Source organism: Mesorhizobium sp. M4B.F.Ca.ET.214.01.1.1 (assembly GCF_004791545.1).
GTDB lineage: Bacteria > Pseudomonadota > Alphaproteobacteria > Rhizobiales > Rhizobiaceae > Mesorhizobium > Mesorhizobium abyssinicae.
The window spans coordinates 43,574-61,390 of the sequence record NZ_SRUX01000009.1; the positions used below are offsets into that span (position 1 = coordinate 43,574).

16 protein-coding genes are annotated in these 17,817 nt (G+C 63.8%); 6 read left to right on the forward strand and 10 right to left on the reverse strand.

The genetic code is table 11. From position 1 onward, the window contains the following. The first annotated feature begins 27 nt into the window (after positions 1–27). Positions 28–1,128, forward strand: coding sequence for an acyltransferase (locus tag EN857_RS18595; RefSeq protein ID WP_135858456.1), 1,101 nt, complete (start codon positions 28–30; stop codon positions 1,126–1,128). A 44-nt stretch (positions 1,129–1,172) separates the two neighbouring features. On the opposite strand, the gene EN857_RS18600 is transcribed toward EN857_RS18595, so the two are convergent. From EN857_RS18600 to EN857_RS18635, 8 genes are all read right to left on the reverse strand, one after another. Then, positions 1,173–2,240 carry a BMP family ABC transporter substrate-binding protein gene (locus EN857_RS18600; protein WP_127392729.1) on the reverse strand — a complete coding sequence of 356 codons (1,068 nt, stop codon included), beginning with the start codon at positions 2,238–2,240 and terminating at the stop codon, positions 1,173–1,175. 51 nt (positions 2,241–2,291) lie between these two features. Continuing rightward, positions 2,292–3,212: an ABC transporter permease gene (locus EN857_RS18605; RefSeq protein ID WP_127392730.1), complete on the reverse strand. Its 921-nt coding sequence runs from the start codon at positions 3,210–3,212 to the stop codon at positions 2,292–2,294. Next, entirely contained in the window at positions 3,212–4,324 is a 1,113-nt protein-coding gene (locus tag EN857_RS18610) for an ABC transporter permease (RefSeq protein WP_127392731.1), read from the reverse strand. The genes EN857_RS18605 and EN857_RS18610 overlap by 1 nt, the downstream gene beginning before the upstream one ends. Next, on the reverse strand, positions 4,321–5,898 hold the full coding sequence (locus tag EN857_RS18615) for an ABC transporter ATP-binding protein (RefSeq protein ID WP_187331311.1): 1,578 nt from the start codon (positions 5,896–5,898) through the stop codon (positions 4,321–4,323). Before EN857_RS18615 ends, EN857_RS18610 begins: the two co-directional genes overlap by 4 nt. Positions 5,899–6,107: 209 nt before the next feature. Beyond that, a complete protein-coding gene (locus tag EN857_RS18620; protein ID WP_135858451.1) occupies positions 6,108–7,085 on the reverse strand; it encodes a quinone oxidoreductase in 978 nt (325 codons plus the stop codon). Between the two features lie 52 nt (positions 7,086–7,137). Beyond that, complete coding sequence (pcsA, locus tag EN857_RS18625; RefSeq protein WP_128275701.1) at positions 7,138–7,968, reverse strand: phosphatidylcholine synthase; 831 nt, start codon at positions 7,966–7,968, stop codon at positions 7,138–7,140. Further along, entirely contained in the window at positions 7,965–8,579 is a 615-nt protein-coding gene (locus EN857_RS18630; RefSeq protein WP_127311367.1) for a DUF1326 domain-containing protein, read from the reverse strand. Before EN857_RS18630 ends, pcsA begins: the two co-directional genes overlap by 4 nt. Positions 8,580–8,592: 13 nt before the next feature. After that, positions 8,593–9,489 carry a DUF2182 domain-containing protein gene (locus EN857_RS18635; RefSeq protein ID WP_135858447.1) on the reverse strand — a complete coding sequence of 299 codons (897 nt, stop codon included), beginning with the start codon at positions 9,487–9,489 and terminating at the stop codon, positions 8,593–8,595. Between the two features lie 103 nt (positions 9,490–9,592). Here EN857_RS18635 and EN857_RS18640 point away from each other — a divergent pair, with 103 nt between their 5' ends. Further along, a complete protein-coding gene (locus tag EN857_RS18640; RefSeq protein WP_135858444.1) occupies positions 9,593–10,804 on the forward strand; it encodes a UbiH/UbiF family hydroxylase in 1,212 nt (403 codons plus the stop codon). A gap of 222 nt (positions 10,805–11,026) precedes the next feature. Further along, the gene (hspQ, locus tag EN857_RS18645) at positions 11,027–11,350 is read left to right on the forward strand and encodes a heat shock protein HspQ (RefSeq protein WP_128346819.1); all 324 of its coding nucleotides are present in this window, start codon (positions 11,027–11,029) and stop codon (positions 11,348–11,350) included. Between the two features lie 70 nt (positions 11,351–11,420). Here hspQ and EN857_RS18650 read toward each other — a convergent pair whose 3' ends face one another. Then, on the reverse strand, positions 11,421–12,047 hold the full coding sequence (locus EN857_RS18650; protein ID WP_126054534.1) for an invasion associated locus B family protein: 627 nt from the start codon (positions 12,045–12,047) through the stop codon (positions 11,421–11,423). 282 nt (positions 12,048–12,329) lie between these two features. Here EN857_RS18650 and EN857_RS18655 point away from each other — a divergent pair, with 282 nt between their 5' ends. Together EN857_RS18655 and EN857_RS18660 are read left to right on the forward strand one after the other, a co-directional pair. Beyond that, positions 12,330–14,150 carry an extracellular solute-binding protein gene (locus EN857_RS18655; RefSeq protein ID WP_127394104.1) on the forward strand — a complete coding sequence of 607 codons (1,821 nt, stop codon included), beginning with the start codon at positions 12,330–12,332 and terminating at the stop codon, positions 14,148–14,150. Between the two features lie 20 nt (positions 14,151–14,170). Continuing rightward, positions 14,171–14,854, forward strand: coding sequence for a DsbA family protein (locus EN857_RS18660; RefSeq protein WP_128346818.1), 684 nt, complete (start codon positions 14,171–14,173; stop codon positions 14,852–14,854). Between the two features lie 11 nt (positions 14,855–14,865). Here EN857_RS18660 and EN857_RS18665 read toward each other — a convergent pair whose 3' ends face one another. After that, positions 14,866–15,300 carry a hypothetical protein gene (locus EN857_RS18665; RefSeq protein WP_127311887.1) on the reverse strand — a complete coding sequence of 145 codons (435 nt, stop codon included), beginning with the start codon at positions 15,298–15,300 and terminating at the stop codon, positions 14,866–14,868. Between the two features lie 590 nt (positions 15,301–15,890). Between EN857_RS18665 and EN857_RS18670 the strand changes: the two genes are divergently transcribed. Then, positions 15,891–17,777: an ABC transporter ATP-binding protein/permease gene (locus tag EN857_RS18670; protein WP_187331310.1), complete on the forward strand. Its 1,887-nt coding sequence runs from the start codon at positions 15,891–15,893 to the stop codon at positions 17,775–17,777. Positions 17,778–17,817 lie beyond the last annotated feature (40 nt).

Below are 17,817 nucleotides of genomic sequence, written 5' to 3' on the forward strand. Positions count from 1 at the left end.
GTGCCGGACCGTAGATGCGAGGGCCGCATGGACGCCAGACCGGCGCGGCAGGACTATATCGCGACGCTGGACCTGTTGCGGCTGGCGGCGGCGCTTGCCGTTGTATTCTTTCACTATTTCTTTCGCGGCCCGGCTGCTGGCGATCTTGCCGACGGCAGCTTTGCGGATGTCGCGCCCATCGCCATCTACGGCTATCTCGGGGTCAATCTGTTCTTTCTGATCAGTGGCTTCGTCATTGCCTGGTCGGCGGAAAGCCGCGGCTGGGAGCAGTTCGCGATCGCGCGTTTCGCCCGCCTCTATCCCGGCTTCGCGCTGTGCATGACGATCAGCTTCGCGGCTGTCGTCTCTTTCGGCGCGCCGCTGTTCTCGACCTCCTTAGCGCAGTATGCAGCAAATCTGTCGATGGTGGCGCCGGTCTTCGGCCAGCCTTTCATGGACGGCGTCTACTGGTCGATCTTCCTGGAGCTGATCTTCTACGGCTGGGTGACGCTCGCCATGGCGACCGGGGCTTTTCGGAACCGAAAGCTGCAACTGATCTTCGCCTGGCTGGCGATCTCCACGTTGAACGAGGTCTTCATCGGCAGCCGCGCGATCAGGCTCCTGTTCATCACCGAGTTCGGCCCACTCTTCGCCGCCGGCCTGCTGGTCCACCACCTTCACGCGCATGGCCGTTCAAGGCCCGCCTTGCTGCTCCTCGCGGCTGCCTTCCTGATCTCCAGCTGCACCATCACCGTGACCCAGCAGTGGATGCTGGAGGCCTATGGCGCCGCCGTCCCGACCGCCAATCTGGTGGCCGCCAATGTCGTCATGCATGGCGCGTTGATTGCCGCTGTCTTGCTGCACGGCCATATCAGCTCGTCCTCGCTGACATTGGCGCTCGGCGGCCTGACCTATCCGCTCTACCTCCTGCACCAGAACGTCGGCTATCTCGTCATCAACGCCGCCACACCGCTGGCCGGCGGATGGGTGGCCGCCTTTGCCTGCGTCGCGCTCATGCTCTTTGTCTCCTCGGCGATCTGGCTCTATTTCGAGCGGCCGGCGCAGCGCATGCTCCGGATCGGGCTTGCGCGGGCGGTCGAGGCCGGGCGATTGAGACTGCGCCGCACCACCGCCCAGCCGGCCGAATGAAAAAGGGCGCCAAGCGGCGCCCTTTTGTCTTATGTTCCAATCGCTTACTGTGGCAGCTTGTCGTCGACGCCCTTGACGTAGAAATTCATGCCGAGCAGCGTGCCGTCGTCTGCGACCTCGCCGTCCTTCAGCCACGGCGAGCCGTCCTGTTTGGCGATCGGCCCGGTGAAGGGGTTCCAGCCATCGGCGATCTTCTTGGTGGTGGCCTCGGCCATCGCCTTGACGTCGTCGGGCATGTTGGTGAACGGCGCCAGCTTGACGGCGCCGTCCTTGATGCCGAGCCAGACATTGTCCGGCTTCCAGGTGCCGTCGATGGCGGCCTGGACGCGGCTGATGTAGTACGGACCCCATTCGTCCGTCAGCGAGGTGAGCTGCGCTTTCGGCGCGAACTTGATCATGTCCGAGGACTGGCCGAAGCCGTGCAGCTTGCGCTCTTCCGCCACCTGCAGGGCTGCGGTGGAATCGGTGTGCTGGACAACGATGTCGGCGCCCTGGTCGAAAAGCGCCTTGGCGGCGTCGGCTTCCTTGCCCGGATCGAACCAGGAGTTCACCCAGACGATCTTGGCCTTGAAGTTCGGGTTGATCGACTGCGCGCCGAGCATGAAGGAGTTGATGCCCATCACCACTTCGGGGATCGGGAAGGAGACGATGTAACCGGCGACGCCGGCCTTCGATTCCTTGGCGGCGATCTGGCCGAGCACGTAGCGGCCTTCATAGAAGCGCGCATTGTAGATGCCGAGATTGTCGCCGGTTTTGTAGCCGGTGGCGTGCTCGAACATCACCTTCGGGAACTTCTTGGCCACCTTCACCTCGGCATCCATGAAGCCGAAGGAGGTGCCGAAGATCAGCTTGCAGCCTTCACGCGCCAGGCGCTCGAAGGCGCGGTCGGCGTCGGGGCCTTCCGAGACGTTCTCGAGATAGGCGGTCTCGACCTTGTCGCCGAGCGCCTTCTCCACCTCGAGGCGGCCCTGGTCGTGCTGGTAGGAATAGCCGAAGTCGCCGATCGGGCCCGTATAGACCCAGCACGCCTTCAGCTTGTCGGCGGCTTCGGCCGTCGCCGCCAGCGAAATCACGGCTGTCGTGGTCATCAGGGCAATAAGCAGTTTTTTCATCGTGTTACCTCTCTGAGTTAAGCCTTGGAGCTTCCCGTCTTTTTGTTGTTGTCAACGATCCGGAACGAATGGCTGCCCCAAGGAAGCCGGCGTGTTCATCATCGTCAGACGCTTGTTGCGCGAGATTAGAACGAGAACCACGACGGTTGCCAGATAGGGCAACGAAGAAAGCATCTGCGACGGTATCGGAATGCCAAAAGCCTGTGCATGAAGCTGGCCGATCCACACCGCGCCGAAGATGTAGGCGCCGGCGAGCACCCTCCACGGCCGCCAGGAGGCGAACACCACCAGCGCCAGCGCGATCCAGCCGCGCCCGGCGGACATGTTCTCCACCCACTGCGGCGTGTAGACCAGCGACAGATGTCCACCGGCAAGGCCGGCGCAGGCGCCGCCGAAGATCACCGCCAGATAGCGGTAGCGGATCACCTGGATGCCCAGCGCATGCGCCGAAGTGTGGCTGTCGCCGATCGAGCGCAAGGTGAGCCCGGTGCGGGTCCTGAACAGGAACCACATGACGGCGGCGGTCAGCACGATCGAGATGTAGAAGACCGGATCCTGGCCGAAGACGAGCTTGCCGACGACCGGGATTGAGCTCAGGCCGGGAATGTCGAGATTGGGCAGGCGCTGGCCGGGCTGGCCGACGAAGCTCGTTCCCATCATGCCGGAGAGGCCGAGGCCGAGCAGCGTCAGCGACAGCCCGGTCGCCACCTGGTTGGTGGCCAGCGACAGCGTCATGACGGCAAAGAGCAGCGAGAACAGCGCACCCACGACGATCGCCGCGAGCAGGCCGATCCACGGCGAACCGGTCAGGTAGCCGGCGCCGAAGCCGCCGACGGCGCCCATGATCATCATGCCTTCGACGCCGAGATTGAGGACGCCGGAGCGCTCGACCACCAGCTCGCCGATCGCCGCGATGAGCAGCGGGGTCGCCGCGGTGGCGATGGTCAAAAGGATGTTGACGGTGATGTCCATCAGCGTGCCTCCTCCAGCTTGGGCGCGCCCTCGAGTTTTGGCGCGGCGAAGCCGATCAGACGAATGCGGTAGTGAATGAGCGTGTCGCAGCCGAGCACGAAGAACAAAAGCATGCCCTGGAAGACGCGCGCCACCTTGTCGGAGATGCCGAGCGCGCTCTGCACGGCCTCGCCGCCGAGATAGGTCAGCGCCAGAACCAGGCCCGCCGCGATGATGCCCAGAGGATTAAGCCGGCCGAGGAAGGCGACGATGATGGCGGTGAAGCCGTAGCCGGGCGATATCACCGGCTGCAGTTGGTTGATCGCGCCCGAGACTTCCGAGATGCCGGCAAGTCCGGCGAGCGCCCCCGACAGGAGAAAGGTGAAGAACACCATGCGGTTGAAGCCGAAGCCGGCGAAGCGCCCTGCCCTCGGGCTGGAGCCCAGCACACGGACCTCGAAGCCCTTCAGCATGCGGCTCATCAAGAGCCAGATCAGCACGGCAGCGACCAGGGCGAAGACAAAGCCCCAATTGGCGCGGCCGGCGTCCGGCATCAGCTCCGGCAGAATGGCGGAGTCGCCGAACTGGATGGTCTGCGGAAAGCCGTGGCCCTGCGGATCGCGCCAGGGACCGCGCACCAGCCAGTCGAGGAAAAGCTGAGCTACATAGACCAGCATCAGGCTGGTCAGGATCTCGTTGGTGCTGAACCGCGTCTTCAAGAGCGCCGGGATGGCGGCGTAGGCGGCACCGCCGAACATGCCGAGGATAAGCATCAGCGGCAGCACCAGCGGCCCTTCGAAGCCGGGGAACACCACCGGGATGATGGAGCCGAAGATGGCGCCGAAGATCAGCTGGCCCTCGGCGCCGATGTTCCAGATATTGGCCCGGTAGCAGACCGACAGGCCGACCGCGATCAGGATCAGCGGAGCCGCCTTGATCGCCAGCTCGTGCAGCTGCCAGACCTGGCTGATCGGCTCGATGAAATAGATCGTGAAGGCGTTGAGCGGGTTGACGCCGAGCAGCGCGAACATGATGGCGCCTGCGACCATCGTGAGCGCGAATGCGATGAAGGGCGACAGCACCGAAAACAGCGCCGAGCGCTGCGGGCGTTTGACGAGTTCGAGGCGCATCATGCCGTCTCCAGCGTGTGTTCGGCGTGGCCGGGCTCGGCCCCGCCCATCAAGAGGCCGATCTTCTCGAAGGTCGCCTCGGCGATCGGCAGCGGTTTCGACAATTCGCCATTGTGCATCACCGCGATCGCATCGGAGATCTCGAACAGCTCATCGAGATCCTGGCTGATGACCAGCACCGCCGAGCCGCTGCGCGCCAGTTCGATCAGTGCCTGGCGGATGTGGGCGGCGGCCCCCGCATCGACGCCCCAGGTCGGCTGGTTGACCACCATGACGCTTGGCTTGCGGTCGAGCTCGCGCCCAACGATGAATTTTTGCAGATTACCGCCGGACAATGCCGCGGCCTCCGGATCGGGCGCGCTCTTGCGAACGTCCATCACCTCGATGATGCGCTGGGAAGCGGCGTAAATGGCGGCGCTCTTGACCATGCCGCCGGAGCCGACGAAGGCCTTGCCGTCGGTGGCGTGGCGCGAGAGCAGCAGGTTCTCCGACAGCTTCATGCGCGGCGCGGCGCCGTGGCCGAGCCGTTCTTCCGGCACGAAGGCAGCGCCCATCAGCCGCCTGCCGGTGATGCTCATGCCGCCGGCGTCCTTGCCGCGGATGCGTACCGAGCCGGCCTCCGGCTGCAGCGCTTCGCCGGAGACGGATTCGAAGAATTCGCCCTGGCCATTGCCGGCGACGCCGGCGATACCGATCACCTCGCCGGCGCGCACGGTGAGGTTGATGTTCCTCAGCGGGATCGAGAACGGCGTCGCCGGCTTGCGGGTCAGCGCGCGGATCTCGAGCAGCGCCGGCGCCGTCTCGATGCCTTCGGCCGGCGCGCGCACCACCGCCTTCACCTCGTTGCCGACCATCATGCGGGCGAGCGAGGCGGCGGTTTCCTGGCGCGGATTGCAATGGCCGACCACCTTGCCGTGACGCAGCACCGTGGCGCGGTCGCAGATGCGTTTGACCTCTTCCAGCCGGTGCGAGATGTAGAGGATCGACTTGCCTTCTGAGCGCAGCCTTTCCAGCGTCTCGAACAGCTTGTCGGCTTCCTGCGGCGTCAGCACCGATGTCGGCTCGTCGAGGATGATGAGCTGCGGCGTCTGCAGCAGGCAGCGGATGATCTCGATGCGCTGGCGTTCGCCGACGGAGAGGTCACCGACCAGCGATTCCGGATCGAGCGGCAGGCCGTAGCTGTAGGAGAGCGCCCGCGCCTTGGCGGCGATGCTGCTGATGGGCGAGCCGTCGTCCAGCGACAGCGCGATGTTCTCGGCCGCAGTCAGCGCCTCGAACAGCGAGAAATGCTGGAACACCATGCCGATGCCGAGCTTCTTGGCGGCGCCGGGACTGGCAATCCGGACGGGCTGGCCGTCCCAGAAGATCTCGCCCGAATTCGGCTCCAGCGATCCGAACAGCATCTTGACCAGCGTCGACTTGCCGGCGCCGTTCTCGCCGAGCAACGCGTGGATCTCGCCCTTAGCGATGTTGAGGTCGACATGGTTGCACGCCGTCAGCGTGCCGAAAATCTTGGTCAGCCCGCGAACTTCAAGCAGATTCGCGCTGTCGTGATTTGCACTCACAGTGCCTCCCATCTGGTTTGCCAGATATGTTCTGTGTTCCCGCAAGCATGGTATGCGCGGCCGGCTCCCGTCGGAAAGCGGCACGCGACTTGAAAGAGCTTCAAGAATTTCAGCGGAAACTCAAGCGGTAAAAAAGTACTCCGCAAGGCCACGAAAATCGGGAGCTGTCTTTTCGGGCGACCAATGCTTACGGCGGCGGCAAACCGCCGAAAACGACGACATCAGGGGATGAGGACGGTCGTGCCCGTCGTACGCCTTCCTTCGAGATCAGAATGCGCCCGGCCGGCGTCCTTGAGCGCGTACCGCTGGTTGATCTTGATCTCTACGGCACCGCTCAGCACGACGTCGAACAGGGCTTCGGCCGACGCCACGAGATCCTCGCGCCTGGCGTTGTAGACGAACAGCGTCGGCCTGGTGGCGAACAGCGAGCCCTTCTGCGCCAGCAGCGACATCGAGAAGGGCGGGATCGGCCCGGAGGACTGGCCGAAGCTGACGAAGGTGCCGAGCGGCCTCAGGCAGTCGAGCGAGGCGGGAAACGTATCGTTGCCGACGGAATCGTAGACGACATCGCATTTCCTGCCGCCGGTGATGGCGGCGACGCCGGCGACGAAATCCTGCTCCTTGTAGTTGATGACATGGTCGAAGCCATGCGCCCTGGCGAGCTCGATCTTGTCGGCGGAACTCGCCGTGCCGATGACGGTGGCGCCGAGATGCTTGGCCCACTGTCCGAGGATCAGGCCGACGCCGCCGGCCGCCGCATGGAACAGGACGGTATCGCCCGCCTTCACCTTGAAAGTGCGGCGCAGGAGATACTCCGCAGTCATGCCCTTCAGCATCATCGCCGCCGCCTGCTCGTCGCTGATGCCGTCGGGCACCTTCACCACGCGGTCCGCGGCAATGACCCGCTGCTCGGCGTAAGCGCCGACATTGACGGCGTAGGCGACGCGGTCGCCGGGCTTCAGCCAATCGACGTCGGCACCGATTTTGAGCACCACGCCGGCCGCCTCGCCGCCGGGGATCGGCGGAAAGCCGCCGGGCGGCGGATAGAGGCCCGAGCGATGGTAGACATCGATGAAGTTGAGGCCGATCGCGGTGTGCCTGATCAGGATCTGCCCGGCGCCTGGCTGGCCCGGATCGGCGTCCTCATAGATCAGTACTTCCGGGCCGCCATGGGCGTGGATGCGGATCGCTTTGGGCATTGGGCAGTCTCTCTTGGGATCGGGCCGTCCTGGGAACCGGCCTTCGCGGGGATCAGTCTTTCCGGGCGCCCGGCTTGGCGCCGAGCCTTGGAAAGAACTGCATGATACCGCCGATGCAGGCGAGGTAAAGTCCGGTGACCGTGATGCCGACCTTGGTGAAGACGCTCACCTGTTCGCCCAGCACGCCGATCTGGTCGTAGAAGGCGGCGAGCGCTGCCTGCGCCAGCGCCAGCGCGCCGAAGGCGCACCACAAAAGCGTCATGCCGAGATTGATCGGCCTCAGCCGCACCACGCGAACCGGGTGGATGAAGTTGATCGGCACGAAGGTGAGGATGCCGGCGACCACCACCACGGCGAAGGAAACCCACTGCCCCGGCTCAATGACGAAGAGCGTGAACACCACCATGTTCCAGACGACCGGGAATCCCTTGAAGAAGTTCTCCTTCGTCTTCATGCCGGTGTCGGCATAGTAGATCGCGCTCGACACCACGATGATGGCCGCCGACAGGAAGGATAGTTTCTCGCCCATGAAGCCGCGCTGATAGAGCGCGAAGGCCGGGATGAGCACGTAGGTCACGTAGTCGATGATGTTGTCGAGGAGCTCGCCCGACCATGTCGGCAGGATCTCCTTGACCTCGAGCTTCCTGGCGATCGGTCCGTCGATGCCGTCGACGAACAGCGCCAGGCCCAGCCACCAGAACATCGCCGTCCAGCGCTGCTCGCTCGCCGCGACCAGCGACAGGAAGGCCAGGAACGAGCCCGATGCCGTCAGCAGGTGCACCGAAAAGGCGCGCGCCTGCGGCCACGTCACCTTCTTCTTCGGTCGCGGAATCCGATCGGCGATTTTCTTGGCGGCTTTCCTGGCCGTAGTGTTCTTGCTCACGGGCCCCGCCAGTCCAGTTTGCAGATCTCGGCCGAACGGCCGGCAAAGTTCCAGTTGCGGCCGAAGGCGCGCATCTTGCTCTTGTCGGACTTAGCCACGATGATTTCCGGCGCGATCCAGTATTCGGAGTTGCTGATCACCGTATCCTTCTCGCGGTCCTTGCCGGGAACCGGCGTCACCGCCCCGTCGATGATCTTTGGTATCTGGAAGATACGCGTCTTGTCACGCGTCTCATAGGTGATCGGCGCCTGTTCGACGCCGAGGAATTTTCCAACCAGGATGGAGAGCAGCGCGGTTGTGCCGCCTGCCTTGCCGGTAAAGATCTTGGTCAGCGCCTTGACCGCGTAGACCGAGGCGCGCTTGTCGATGAACAGGCCGGCGGTCCAGTTGCCTCGGCTCATATATCCGGGGATTTCCATCACCAGGCCGAGATTGAGCCCGGAGAGGTCGACGTCGCCGAAATGGCCGGCGTCGATGCGGAAACCTGCCCAAGTCTGGCAATAACCCTCGGTCGGCGGATGGCTGCCGAGCGACAGCACGCAGGGGCAAAAAACCGTGCAATTGCAGGAGAGGACGAGCTCTCCCTTCATTGCCCAGCCCTGATCCGTCATCGACTTCTCCCCCTCAGGCCGAAACTAATAGCAGGGCGGCGCCCCAGACAAGCAGTATCGCACCGGCGACCCGGCTTGCCACCCTGCCCTGGGTCTGTTTTTCGATCAGGGTGAACAGGCCGATCAACGCCATCCAGAAGATGTTCATTGCGCCGACGGCGAACATCACCAGCATCAGCGCCCAGCAGCAGCCGAGGCACCACAGGCCCTGTTCCAGGCCGAGCCGGAAGATGCGTTGGGGTTTCGCGCTCCAGTTTGAGAACAGGATCGAGAACGGGTTCCGGCATTTCGTGAGGCAGGCTTCCTTCCAGCCGCTGAACTGGTAGAGGCCTGCGACCAGCAAGGCCAGCGCTCCGGCAATGCCCACGACCGGATCCAGCAATTGCCCCGCCGGAGCAAAAGCATGGACGCCGAGGGTCAGCCCCGCGAACAGCGCCGAAGCGATGAGCCATGTGCAAAGATAGCCGGCGACCAGAACCAGCGGGTGGACGACCGGCTCGCCCTTGATGCGGGCGGTATCGGCGATCTCGCAATAGGTGCGGATCATTGGTGCTGCGGAAGGCAGCATCGCCGCCACGGCCATCAGGAACCACATCAGGACAAGCGCCGGCGCCTGGGCGCTGATTGCATCGGCAAGCGGCGCCGGTGTCAGGCAGAGAGCGAAAAACCGGTCCACAAAATCCGGCAGCGGCAGCGGTGGCAGGTTGTTCAGCATGAAATCGCCGGGGGCCGAGGCGCCCGCTATCCGGCTTTCGGCGCTGCGGATCGCCATGGCCCCAAGCGTGAGCCAGGCCAGCATGATCGCCGCGCCCACTGCCACGGTCACCGCCAGCCGGGGGTTGCGCGCGACGCTCGCCGTGGCGCGGCCGGCCCGGTCGAGATGGCTGAAATCATGGTCCTGGCCGGTCATGGACCCGAAATGAGCCGAATCGCCGCGTTGATCAAGCCGTGCGATCGGGCCTATACCGACGTTGGCGGCCAGTTGGGCCTGCATTGCGATCTGGATACCGGATTTGGATCATCACAAGACAGCGCGGATATTGGTTGCCGGCAGCGGTCCGGCCGGGCTGATCGCGGCGCTCGGCTTTGCCGAGGCCGGCTTTGCGGTGACGCTGGCAGGCCCGGAAGCCAATGGCCAGGATGGCCGCACCACGGCACTGATGAACCCTGCCTTGAAAGTCCTCGAGCGGCTGGGCGTTCTCGCGGAACTCAAGCCAAAGGCCGCGCCGCTGAAGGTGATGCGCATCGTCGACGCGACGAGGCGGCTGGTCCGCAGCCCGACGGTCACCTTCCGCGCCAGCGAAATCGGCGAAGAGCAGTTCGGCTTGAACCTGCCCAACAACGTGCTTGTTCCAGCCCTTGCCAGGGCGGTTGCCGCGCATGTGGGCATCGAATGGCGGAAATCGATGGTCGAGAGCTGGCGCCTGGACACCACCCATGCCCATGCCGTGCTTGCCGATGGCAGCGAGATTTCCGCCTCCCTGGCGGTCGCCGCCGACGGGCGCTTGTCGCCGGCGCGCGAGGCGGCTGGCATCGCCGCATCGGTGCGCTCCTATCCACAGGCGGCGCTGGTTCTCAATTTCAGCCACCGCAGCGACCACGCCTTCACCTCGACCGAGTTCCACACCGAGACCGGCCCGTTCACGCAGGTTCCCTTGCCCGGCAACCGTTCCAGCCTTGTCTGGGTGGTGAAGCCGGAGACGGCGACGGAACTGGCGGCGCTCGACAACGCAACGCTCTCGCAGCGCGTCGAAGAGCAGATGCAGTCGATGCTGGGGCGCGTCACCGTCGACCCCGGCAGGCAGGTCTATCCGCTGTCGGCCGCCTCGCCAGGGCGTTTTGCGCAAAACCGGGTGGCGCTGGTTGGCGAGGCCGCGCACGTCTTCCCGCCGATCGGCGCGCAAGGTCTCAATCTCGGCATCAGGGATATCGACGACCTGATTGGAATCGCCAGCGAAAATAGCTCTGATCCGGGGTCGGAGAAGTGCCTCGCGACCTACGATACCAGGCGACGGCCCGACATTCTGGCGCGCAGCAGCGCGGTTAATCTGCTGAACAGGTCCCTGCTCTCCGACATGCTGCCGGCGCAGTTGGCGCGCAGCGCCGGCCTCGGCGTGCTCGGCAGCTTCGCGCCGTTGCGCGCCTTTTTCATGCGCGAAGGGCTGAGGCCCGGCAGCGGCTTCCAGGCGCTTGCCGGCGGGTTGCGCAAGCAGTCCCGGCGGTAGGTTCGCCGGACATTTCCGCCGCAGGCCGGAAACCCTCGGCTCCGCCAGCTCGTTGCTTGGCATAGGAGCGGTGCTTTGGCGTTGAATTGACGCGGCGTCTGCGCCAAATAGGCACCAACCGAAAGTCGGGGTCGATTTTTGGCGGCGCAGCGCGTAAATTCAAGATCTTAGGCGCCTTTGCGCGGTCACCGACGGCGCCTTGGAACCTGAGTGGTGAGTGCGATGAAAACGGCCAAATTCTCGATCGGACAAGTGGTTCGCCACCGGCTGTTTCCGTTCCGCGGGGTCATCTTCGACGTCGACCCGCAATTCGCCAACACCGAGGAATGGTACGAGGCGATACCGGCCGACGTGCGGCCGCGCAAGGACCAGCCCTTCTATCACCTTCTCGCAGAGAACTCCGAAACGGAATACATCGCCTATGTCTCCGAGCAGAACCTGCTCGAGGACAAGTCGGGCGAGCCGGTGCGCCATCCGCAGATCGGCGAGATGTTCGACAAGCGGCCGGACGGTCGCTACGAACCGAAACGACAGTCGCGGCATTGAGGCGCAAAAAAAGCGGGGCATGCCCCGCTTTTTTTCGAAGCCGGAAGACTCCCTCAGGAGTCCCCGGCGATCAGTTGGCGGTCTTCGCCTTGTCCTGCTCTTCCTTGAGCTTCTTGGCGAAGTCCTGGTTGTTCTTGGCCACGAAGTCCTTCAGCTTCTTCTGCCGGTCCTCGATGTCCGACTGCTGCAGCGGCGGACCGTCATAGGCGCCGCTGAAGCCGGTCAGCGCGACCTTGATCGGGTTCGGCTGGTTCTGGAAATTGACCGAGGTCAGCGTGATCGCCTGGCCCTTCTTGAACGAGGCGACGAGCTGGTCGGTCAGCGGCACTTCGGCCACGCAGCGGTCGGGGAAGCAGATCACATAGTCGAGCTTCTGCGCCTTGCCGGTGTCGATCTGCAGGCCGATTCCGGGAGGGACCAGACGGCCGGTCGGGACCGTGACCTGGAACACCTTGCGGTTCACCTTGCCCTTCAGCTCGATCAGGCTGATGCCGGTGACGAGCTGGCCGTTGCCGGCGGTGACGATGTTCTGGACATTGCAGATGTCGACATCTTCCTGCTTGGTGCAGGCCTTGAACCAGCCCTGCGGAATCTGCTGCTGCTGCGCGGAGGCAGCCGGAAGTTCTGCGCCCAGAAAGCCGATCACGCCTGCGGCCAGGACCGAAAGGCGGTACGCGTTGCTGTTCAGGCTCGTCATATGGTGTACTTCCTCTCAATGATCCCGGGACCGGCTTCTTCGTGCCGTGTGGTCCTGCTACCTGTTGCCGAAATGAGGCAACAGCATGACTTCGGAGCGCCTGTTACACTGCCAGCGATGGCGAATCCAGCCCGTCGGCCGCAATTCTTGGCGCAGCTCCGCCGGCCGCCCGCGGTCGCCGAGCTCCTGCAGCTCGGTCCCCGTGCCGCAACGATTCAATCGGAGCACGAAATGCTCTAGGGTGCATTCCGAATCATCAAGCCGCCTGGCAAGGAGACGGTCATGGGCCGCGTTCTCGTTTGGCTGATCGCCGCGACCTCGTTTCTGACCCTTGCTGCTGGACCGGCGCTGTCGGAGCCGAAGCATGCCATCGCCATGCAGGGCGAGCCGGCGCTGCCGGCGGACTATACGCATTTCGACTACGTCAATCCCGATGCGCCGAAAGGCGGCAGCATCACCTATTGCGTCGTCGGCAGCTTCGACAATCTCAACCCGTTCATCCTGAAAAGCCTGCGCACCACGGCACGCGGCATGATGGATACGATCTACGGCAATCTGGTCTTCGAGCCGCTGATGCAGCGCAACTATGACGAGCCCTTCAGCCTCTATGGCCTGCTCGCCGACAGCGCCGACATGGATCCCGAGCGCAAGTCGATCGAGTTCCATCTCAATCCCAACGCAAAATGGTCGGACGGCCAGCCGGTGACGCCGGAGGACGTGCTGTTCACCTACGACGTGTTCACCGACAAGGGCCGCCCGCCCTACAGCGACCGCATGGCCAAGATCGCCAAGCTGGAAAAGACCGGCGACCGCAGCGTGCGCTTCACCTTCAACGACAAGGCCGACCGCGAGTTTCCGCTGATCGTCGCGCTGACGCCGATCATCCCGAAGCATGCCTTCGACAAGGACAGCTTCGACAAGACGACGCTGAAGCCTGTGACCGGCAGCGGCCCCTACACGGTGGCGCAGGTGGTGCCCGGCCAGCGCATCGTGTTCAAGCGCAATCCCGACTATTGGGCCAAGGATGTCCCTTCGAAGCGCGGCTTCGACAATTTCGACCAGATCACCATCGAGTACTTCCTAAATGCCAACGCCAAGACCGAGGCGTTCAAGAAAGGCATCTGCGCCATCGACGACGAGACCGACCCGGTCAAGCGCGAACGCGATCTCGACTTTCCTGCCTTCCGCAAGGGCGACGTGGTCGCCGAGACCTTCGACACCGGCATTCCGCCCGTCGTGACCGGGTTCCTGTTCAACACCAGGCTGCCGAAGTTCTCCAACCCGGCCGTCCGGCGCGCGCTGGGCATGCTCTACGACTTCGAATGGGCGAACAAGAACCTGTTCGGCGGCAAGTACAGCCGGACCATGAGCTACTGGCAGAATTCCGAGCTTTCCGCGCTCGGCCATCCGGCCGACGACAGGGAAAAGGCGCTGCTGGCGCCCTACCCCGGCCGCGTGCCCGCCAATGTCATGGACGGCAGCTGGCGGCCGCCGGTCACCGACGGCTCGGGCCAGGACCGAAAGGTGCTGAGGGTGGCTTTCGAGCTGCTGAAGAGCGAGGGCTACACGGTCAAGGACGGTGTGATGCACGACCCGCAGGGAAATCCCTTCGGCTTCGAGATCCTGACCGCCTCGCAGGATGAGGAGCGGCTTGCCGCCATTTACCAGCGCACGCTGGAGAAGATCGGCATCGAGATGACCATCCGCAGCCTTGACGGCGACCAGATCCAGTCGCGCAAGCAGCGTTTCGATTTCGAGGTGCTGATCGGCTCCAGCGGCTTCAACAACTCATTGTCGCCGGGCATCGAGCAGATCGGCCGCTGGGGTTCTTCCGCCGCCAGGGCCGAAGGATCGTTCAACCTTGCCGGCGTCGCCGACCCGGCCGTGGACGCGGCGATCGATGCGATGCTGAGGGCGCGTTCCAAGGAAGACTATGTCGCCGCCGTTCGTGTCCTCGACCGGCTGCTGATCTCCGGCAACTATATGGTGCCGATGCAATACAACGCGCAGCAATGGCTCGCTTACTGGAATTATCTGGAACATCCGCAAAAGACCCCCATATTCGGCTATCAGCTGCCAAGCTGGTGGCGCAAGCCGAACTGAATTCCGGACAGGAGCAGAGGATGAGCGGCGAGAATTCCGTCACGGTGGATGTCGTATCCGATGTCGTCTGCCCGTGGTGCTTTATCGGCCAGAAACGGCTCGACAGGGCGATTGCTGCCGCCGGCGACGTCGAGGTGCATGTCCGCTGGCGGCCGTTCCAGCTCGACCCCACCATCCCGCCCGAAGGCATGGATCGCCGCGCCTACATGATCGCCAAGTTCGGCAGCGAGGAGCGCATTCGCCAGATCCATGCCCGCATCGAGCCGCTGGGCGAGGCCGAAGGGATCCATTTCGCCTTCGACGCCATCAAGGTGGCAGCCAATACGCTCGACGCGCACCGCGTCATCCGCTGGGCGGGCGCCGCCGGCGAGGAGGTGCAGAACCGGCTGGTGCGCCGGCTGTTCCAGCTCAATTTCGAGGAAGGCGCGAATCTCGGCGATCACGCCGTGCTGACGGCAGCCGCCCGCGAAGCCGGCATGGATGCGTCCGTGGTCGAGACGCTGCTGCCGACCGATGCCGATGTCGAGGCGGTGCGCACCGAAATCACGACCGCTTCGCGCATGGGCATCACCGGTGTCCCCTGCTTCCTGCTCGAAGGCAAATACGCGGTGATGGGCGCGCAGGAAGCCGACACGCTCGCCGACGCCATCCGCCAGGTGGCCGCGGCCAAGGGGCGGGGCGAACTGGAAACAGCGGCCGGCTGAGCAACACCGGCTTACTTCACCGTAACCTTGGCCTTGCTGACGAAGAAGCCGTGGCCGTTGCTGCCCGTACAGCTCAGCCCCTTCTTCGACGACTGGCAGGAAAACGATCCTTTGCTCCAGCTGTTGCCGTAGGCGAGCTTTGCGACGTCGCCGCAGCAGCCTTGCTCGCCAGGGTTCTTGATCTGGGTAGCGGGACCCTTCGGCCCCAGGATGACGGTGATGTAGCTCGGCTCGACGCGCGAGCAGCTCAGCTCGGGGCCGCCGTCCTGCGGTTGATAGGTGCTGGTCCCGCCCTTCGGCGTGTAGATGCAGCCGATATTGCCTGACGGCGTGTTGAACTCGACCTGCCCTTCGGCATTCGCCGGGATGGTCTGGCTGCCGGCATGTGCCGGCGCCAGCCAGGCGAGTGTCGAGAGCATCGCGGCCGACAATGTCCGTGCAAACATCAGAAAACTCCTCCGCTCCAGGGCCGGTGCAAAATTCGAAACCGAACGGCCGGCACGTCGAACACAGTCGGCGTTCGCCTGAAAGAGCAATGGCGGATCGATGTATCGGGACGATGCCGGGCGCCTTCGCTTCGCTTCCCGGCATGTTTCGACCTGCCCGGGAACATCACGAAGACCGGCTCCGAAAGACGCGAGCAGGTAACTTTTCGACCGCTCCGGTTCGCCCTCGGACGGAAATTCAGCTGATCTGGAGAGCAGATCGGTTCACGAAACCGTGTTTTTGGTTTCCCTTAGGGAAGGTCCTCCACTCGACATGAGTGAGCCGCAACTTATTGAAAGAAAGGGAAATATCCCGTTTGAGCACGACCGTATCGCGGTGCGATCTGTTGCGCAGGGGCAACGGCTCGTGTGGCGGTTCACATTCGCCGACACAAAATTAATGGAAAATGATCAATTGGTGTTACTATCCGTAACAAAACTAAAAAGGTTTGGGCGGGATCGTGATTCGGGTTGGCAGACCGAGACGTTCAATATCGGAGAAAAGTGCTAGCGACGCCAGAAGGCAGCCGCCCCTGACCCCGGTGTCGTCGATGCGAACCTTCTGGGGACTGATGCGAGCCTACTGGTTCTCGGATCGCTGGAAGGAAGCCTGGACCCTCACCCTCGTCATCGCGCTGCTCACGGCGTTGTCCAGCAAGTCCGGCGTGTGGTTCGCCGAAGCATCCGGCGAACTGGTCAATTCGATTGCTTTCTTCCACGATGCCGCAAATACCACCCCGCTGAAGACGCTGCTCACCAACGCCGGCATCCTCATTCTTATCGTCGTGCTCAAGGATGCAGGCTTCACCGGCATACGCAGCCTTGTTTCGGCAACGTTGCACCGCAAATGGCGCGGCTGGCTGGACGGCCGCTTCAACGAGGCGCTCCTCGATACCAATCACACGCATTTCCACGCCCAGCACGGTTCGTCCGACTCGCTGGCGCCCGACAACATCGACCAGCGGGTCCAGGAATCGATCAAGGACATGACCGGCGGAGCCATCGGCCTCGCCATGGGCGTGCTCGCCGTTGCCACCTCGCTTTACTTTGTCGGCCAGAAGCTGCTCGAGACCTCGGTCGAAGTGCGGGGACTGGAATTCCTCGGCAGCTACGGCAGCGCGGTCCTGGCTTTCCTGGCCGTCGCCATCTATGTGCCGTTGAATACCTGGATCGCGGTCAAGCTGGGCCGGCTGCTGGAACGTCTCAATGTGAGGATGCAGCAGTCGGAAGGCAGCTATCGCGGCGAGCTGACCACCTTCCTGCGCCGCAGTTTCCATGTCGCAGCGTCGCAGGGGGAGAATGTGCAGAAGACCATGCACAACCGGCTCTATGCCGATATCGACCGCAACTGGGCGCGGCTGAACATCGTCAACACCGGCTACAACTCGTTCGAGCTGATCTACAATTTCATCGGCGCCCGCATCGTCGCCTATGGCCCGGGCCTGGTGCCCTTCATCCACAATGGCTTCGATCTCAAGGGCTACATAACCGGCTCCGAGATGGTCAATGCGCTCATCGGCCAGTGCTCATGGTTCATCCATGTCATGCCGGCCATCGCGACGCTGCGGGCCAACAGCCAGCGCGTGACGGAACTGGCCAACGCCATCGAGAACGTGCAGCAGCCGCAGGAATTCTACCGGCAGACCGGCCGCTCCGACTTCAGCTATGCCGGCCAGAATCCCGTCTTCGGCCTGACCATCCAGAAGCTCGAGCTGGCGCATCAGGGCGAGGATGCGACGCCCTTCCTGAGCGCCGCGAACCTTCGCTTCCGGCGCGGCGAGTGGACCTTCCTCAAGGGCGAATCCGGCTGCGGCAAAACCTCGCTGATCAAGGCGATCAACGGTCTGTGGCCTTATGGCCGTGGCACCATCGTCTTCCCGGAAGGGGTCAAGAACTTCTACGCCGCCCAGGAGGTCAAGCTGCAGCAGGTGTCGCTCAAGCAGCTGGTCTGCCTGCCCGGCTCCGAACGCGACCACACCGATGCGCAGGTCGCATCGGCGCTGCACAAGGCAGGCCTTGGCGATTTCATCGAACACCTGGCCGACGAAAGCCGTGACGGGAAGAACTGGGACCAGGTGCTTTCGGGCGGCCAGAAGCAGAAGCTGGTGGTTGCCCGCATAGTGCTGCAGCAGCCGGGCCTTTTGTTCCTCGACGAGGCGACCGGCGCACTCGATCCAGAAGGCAAGGTCGCCTTCCACCAGGCGATCAAGGACAATTGTCCCGATGTCACGGTGATCAGCGTCATGCATGAGGCCGTGCCGCCGCGCTCGCTCACGGGCGCCGACTTCTACCACAGCGTGGTGGCGATCAGTGACGGCATCGCCACCAAGAAGCCGCTCGCGCCGAGCCTGCCGCGCGAACTCACCACCATCCTCGCGCAGCCCAGGCCGCCCGAGGACAAATGGCTGCGCTTCTCGCGCCGGCTGAAGCAGAAATAGCCTCGCTCCCCTCTCTTCGATCGGCCTCTGGCATCAGGCT

What these genes read in the sequence shown, in the direction of transcription:
- EN857_RS18595 (WP_135858456.1), top strand. Translation starts at nt 28, where the DNA reads ATGGACGCCAGACCGGCGCGGCAGGACTATATCGCGACGCTGGACCTG.
- EN857_RS18600 (WP_127392729.1), bottom strand. Translation starts at nt 2,240, where the DNA reads ATGAAAAAACTGCTTATTGCCCTGATGACCACGACAGCCGTGATTTCG.
- EN857_RS18605 (WP_127392730.1), bottom strand. Translation starts at nt 3,212, where the DNA reads ATGGACATCACCGTCAACATCCTTTTGACCATCGCCACCGCGGCGACC.
- EN857_RS18610 (WP_127392731.1), bottom strand. Translation starts at nt 4,324, where the DNA reads ATGATGCGCCTCGAACTCGTCAAACGCCCGCAGCGCTCGGCGCTGTTT.
- EN857_RS18615 (WP_187331311.1), bottom strand. Translation starts at nt 5,898, where the DNA reads ATGGGAGGCACTGTGAGTGCAAATCACGACAGCGCGAATCTGCTTGAA.
- EN857_RS18620 (WP_135858451.1), bottom strand. Translation starts at nt 7,085, where the DNA reads ATGCCCAAAGCGATCCGCATCCACGCCCATGGCGGCCCGGAAGTACTG.
- EN857_RS18630 (WP_127311367.1), bottom strand. Translation starts at nt 8,579, where the DNA reads ATGACGGATCAGGGCTGGGCAATGAAGGGAGAGCTCGTCCTCTCCTGC.
- EN857_RS18635 (WP_135858447.1), bottom strand. Translation starts at nt 9,489, where the DNA reads ATGACCGGCCAGGACCATGATTTCAGCCATCTCGACCGGGCCGGCCGC.
- hspQ (WP_128346819.1), top strand. Translation starts at nt 11,027, where the DNA reads ATGAAAACGGCCAAATTCTCGATCGGACAAGTGGTTCGCCACCGGCTG.
- EN857_RS18650 (WP_126054534.1), bottom strand. Translation starts at nt 12,047, where the DNA reads ATGACGAGCCTGAACAGCAACGCGTACCGCCTTTCGGTCCTGGCCGCA.
- EN857_RS18655 (WP_127394104.1), top strand. Translation starts at nt 12,330, where the DNA reads ATGGGCCGCGTTCTCGTTTGGCTGATCGCCGCGACCTCGTTTCTGACC.
- EN857_RS18660 (WP_128346818.1), top strand. Translation starts at nt 14,171, where the DNA reads ATGAGCGGCGAGAATTCCGTCACGGTGGATGTCGTATCCGATGTCGTC.
- EN857_RS18665 (WP_127311887.1), bottom strand. Translation starts at nt 15,300, where the DNA reads ATGTTTGCACGGACATTGTCGGCCGCGATGCTCTCGACACTCGCCTGG.
- EN857_RS18670 (WP_187331310.1), top strand. Translation starts at nt 15,891, where the DNA reads ATGCGAACCTTCTGGGGACTGATGCGAGCCTACTGGTTCTCGGATCGC.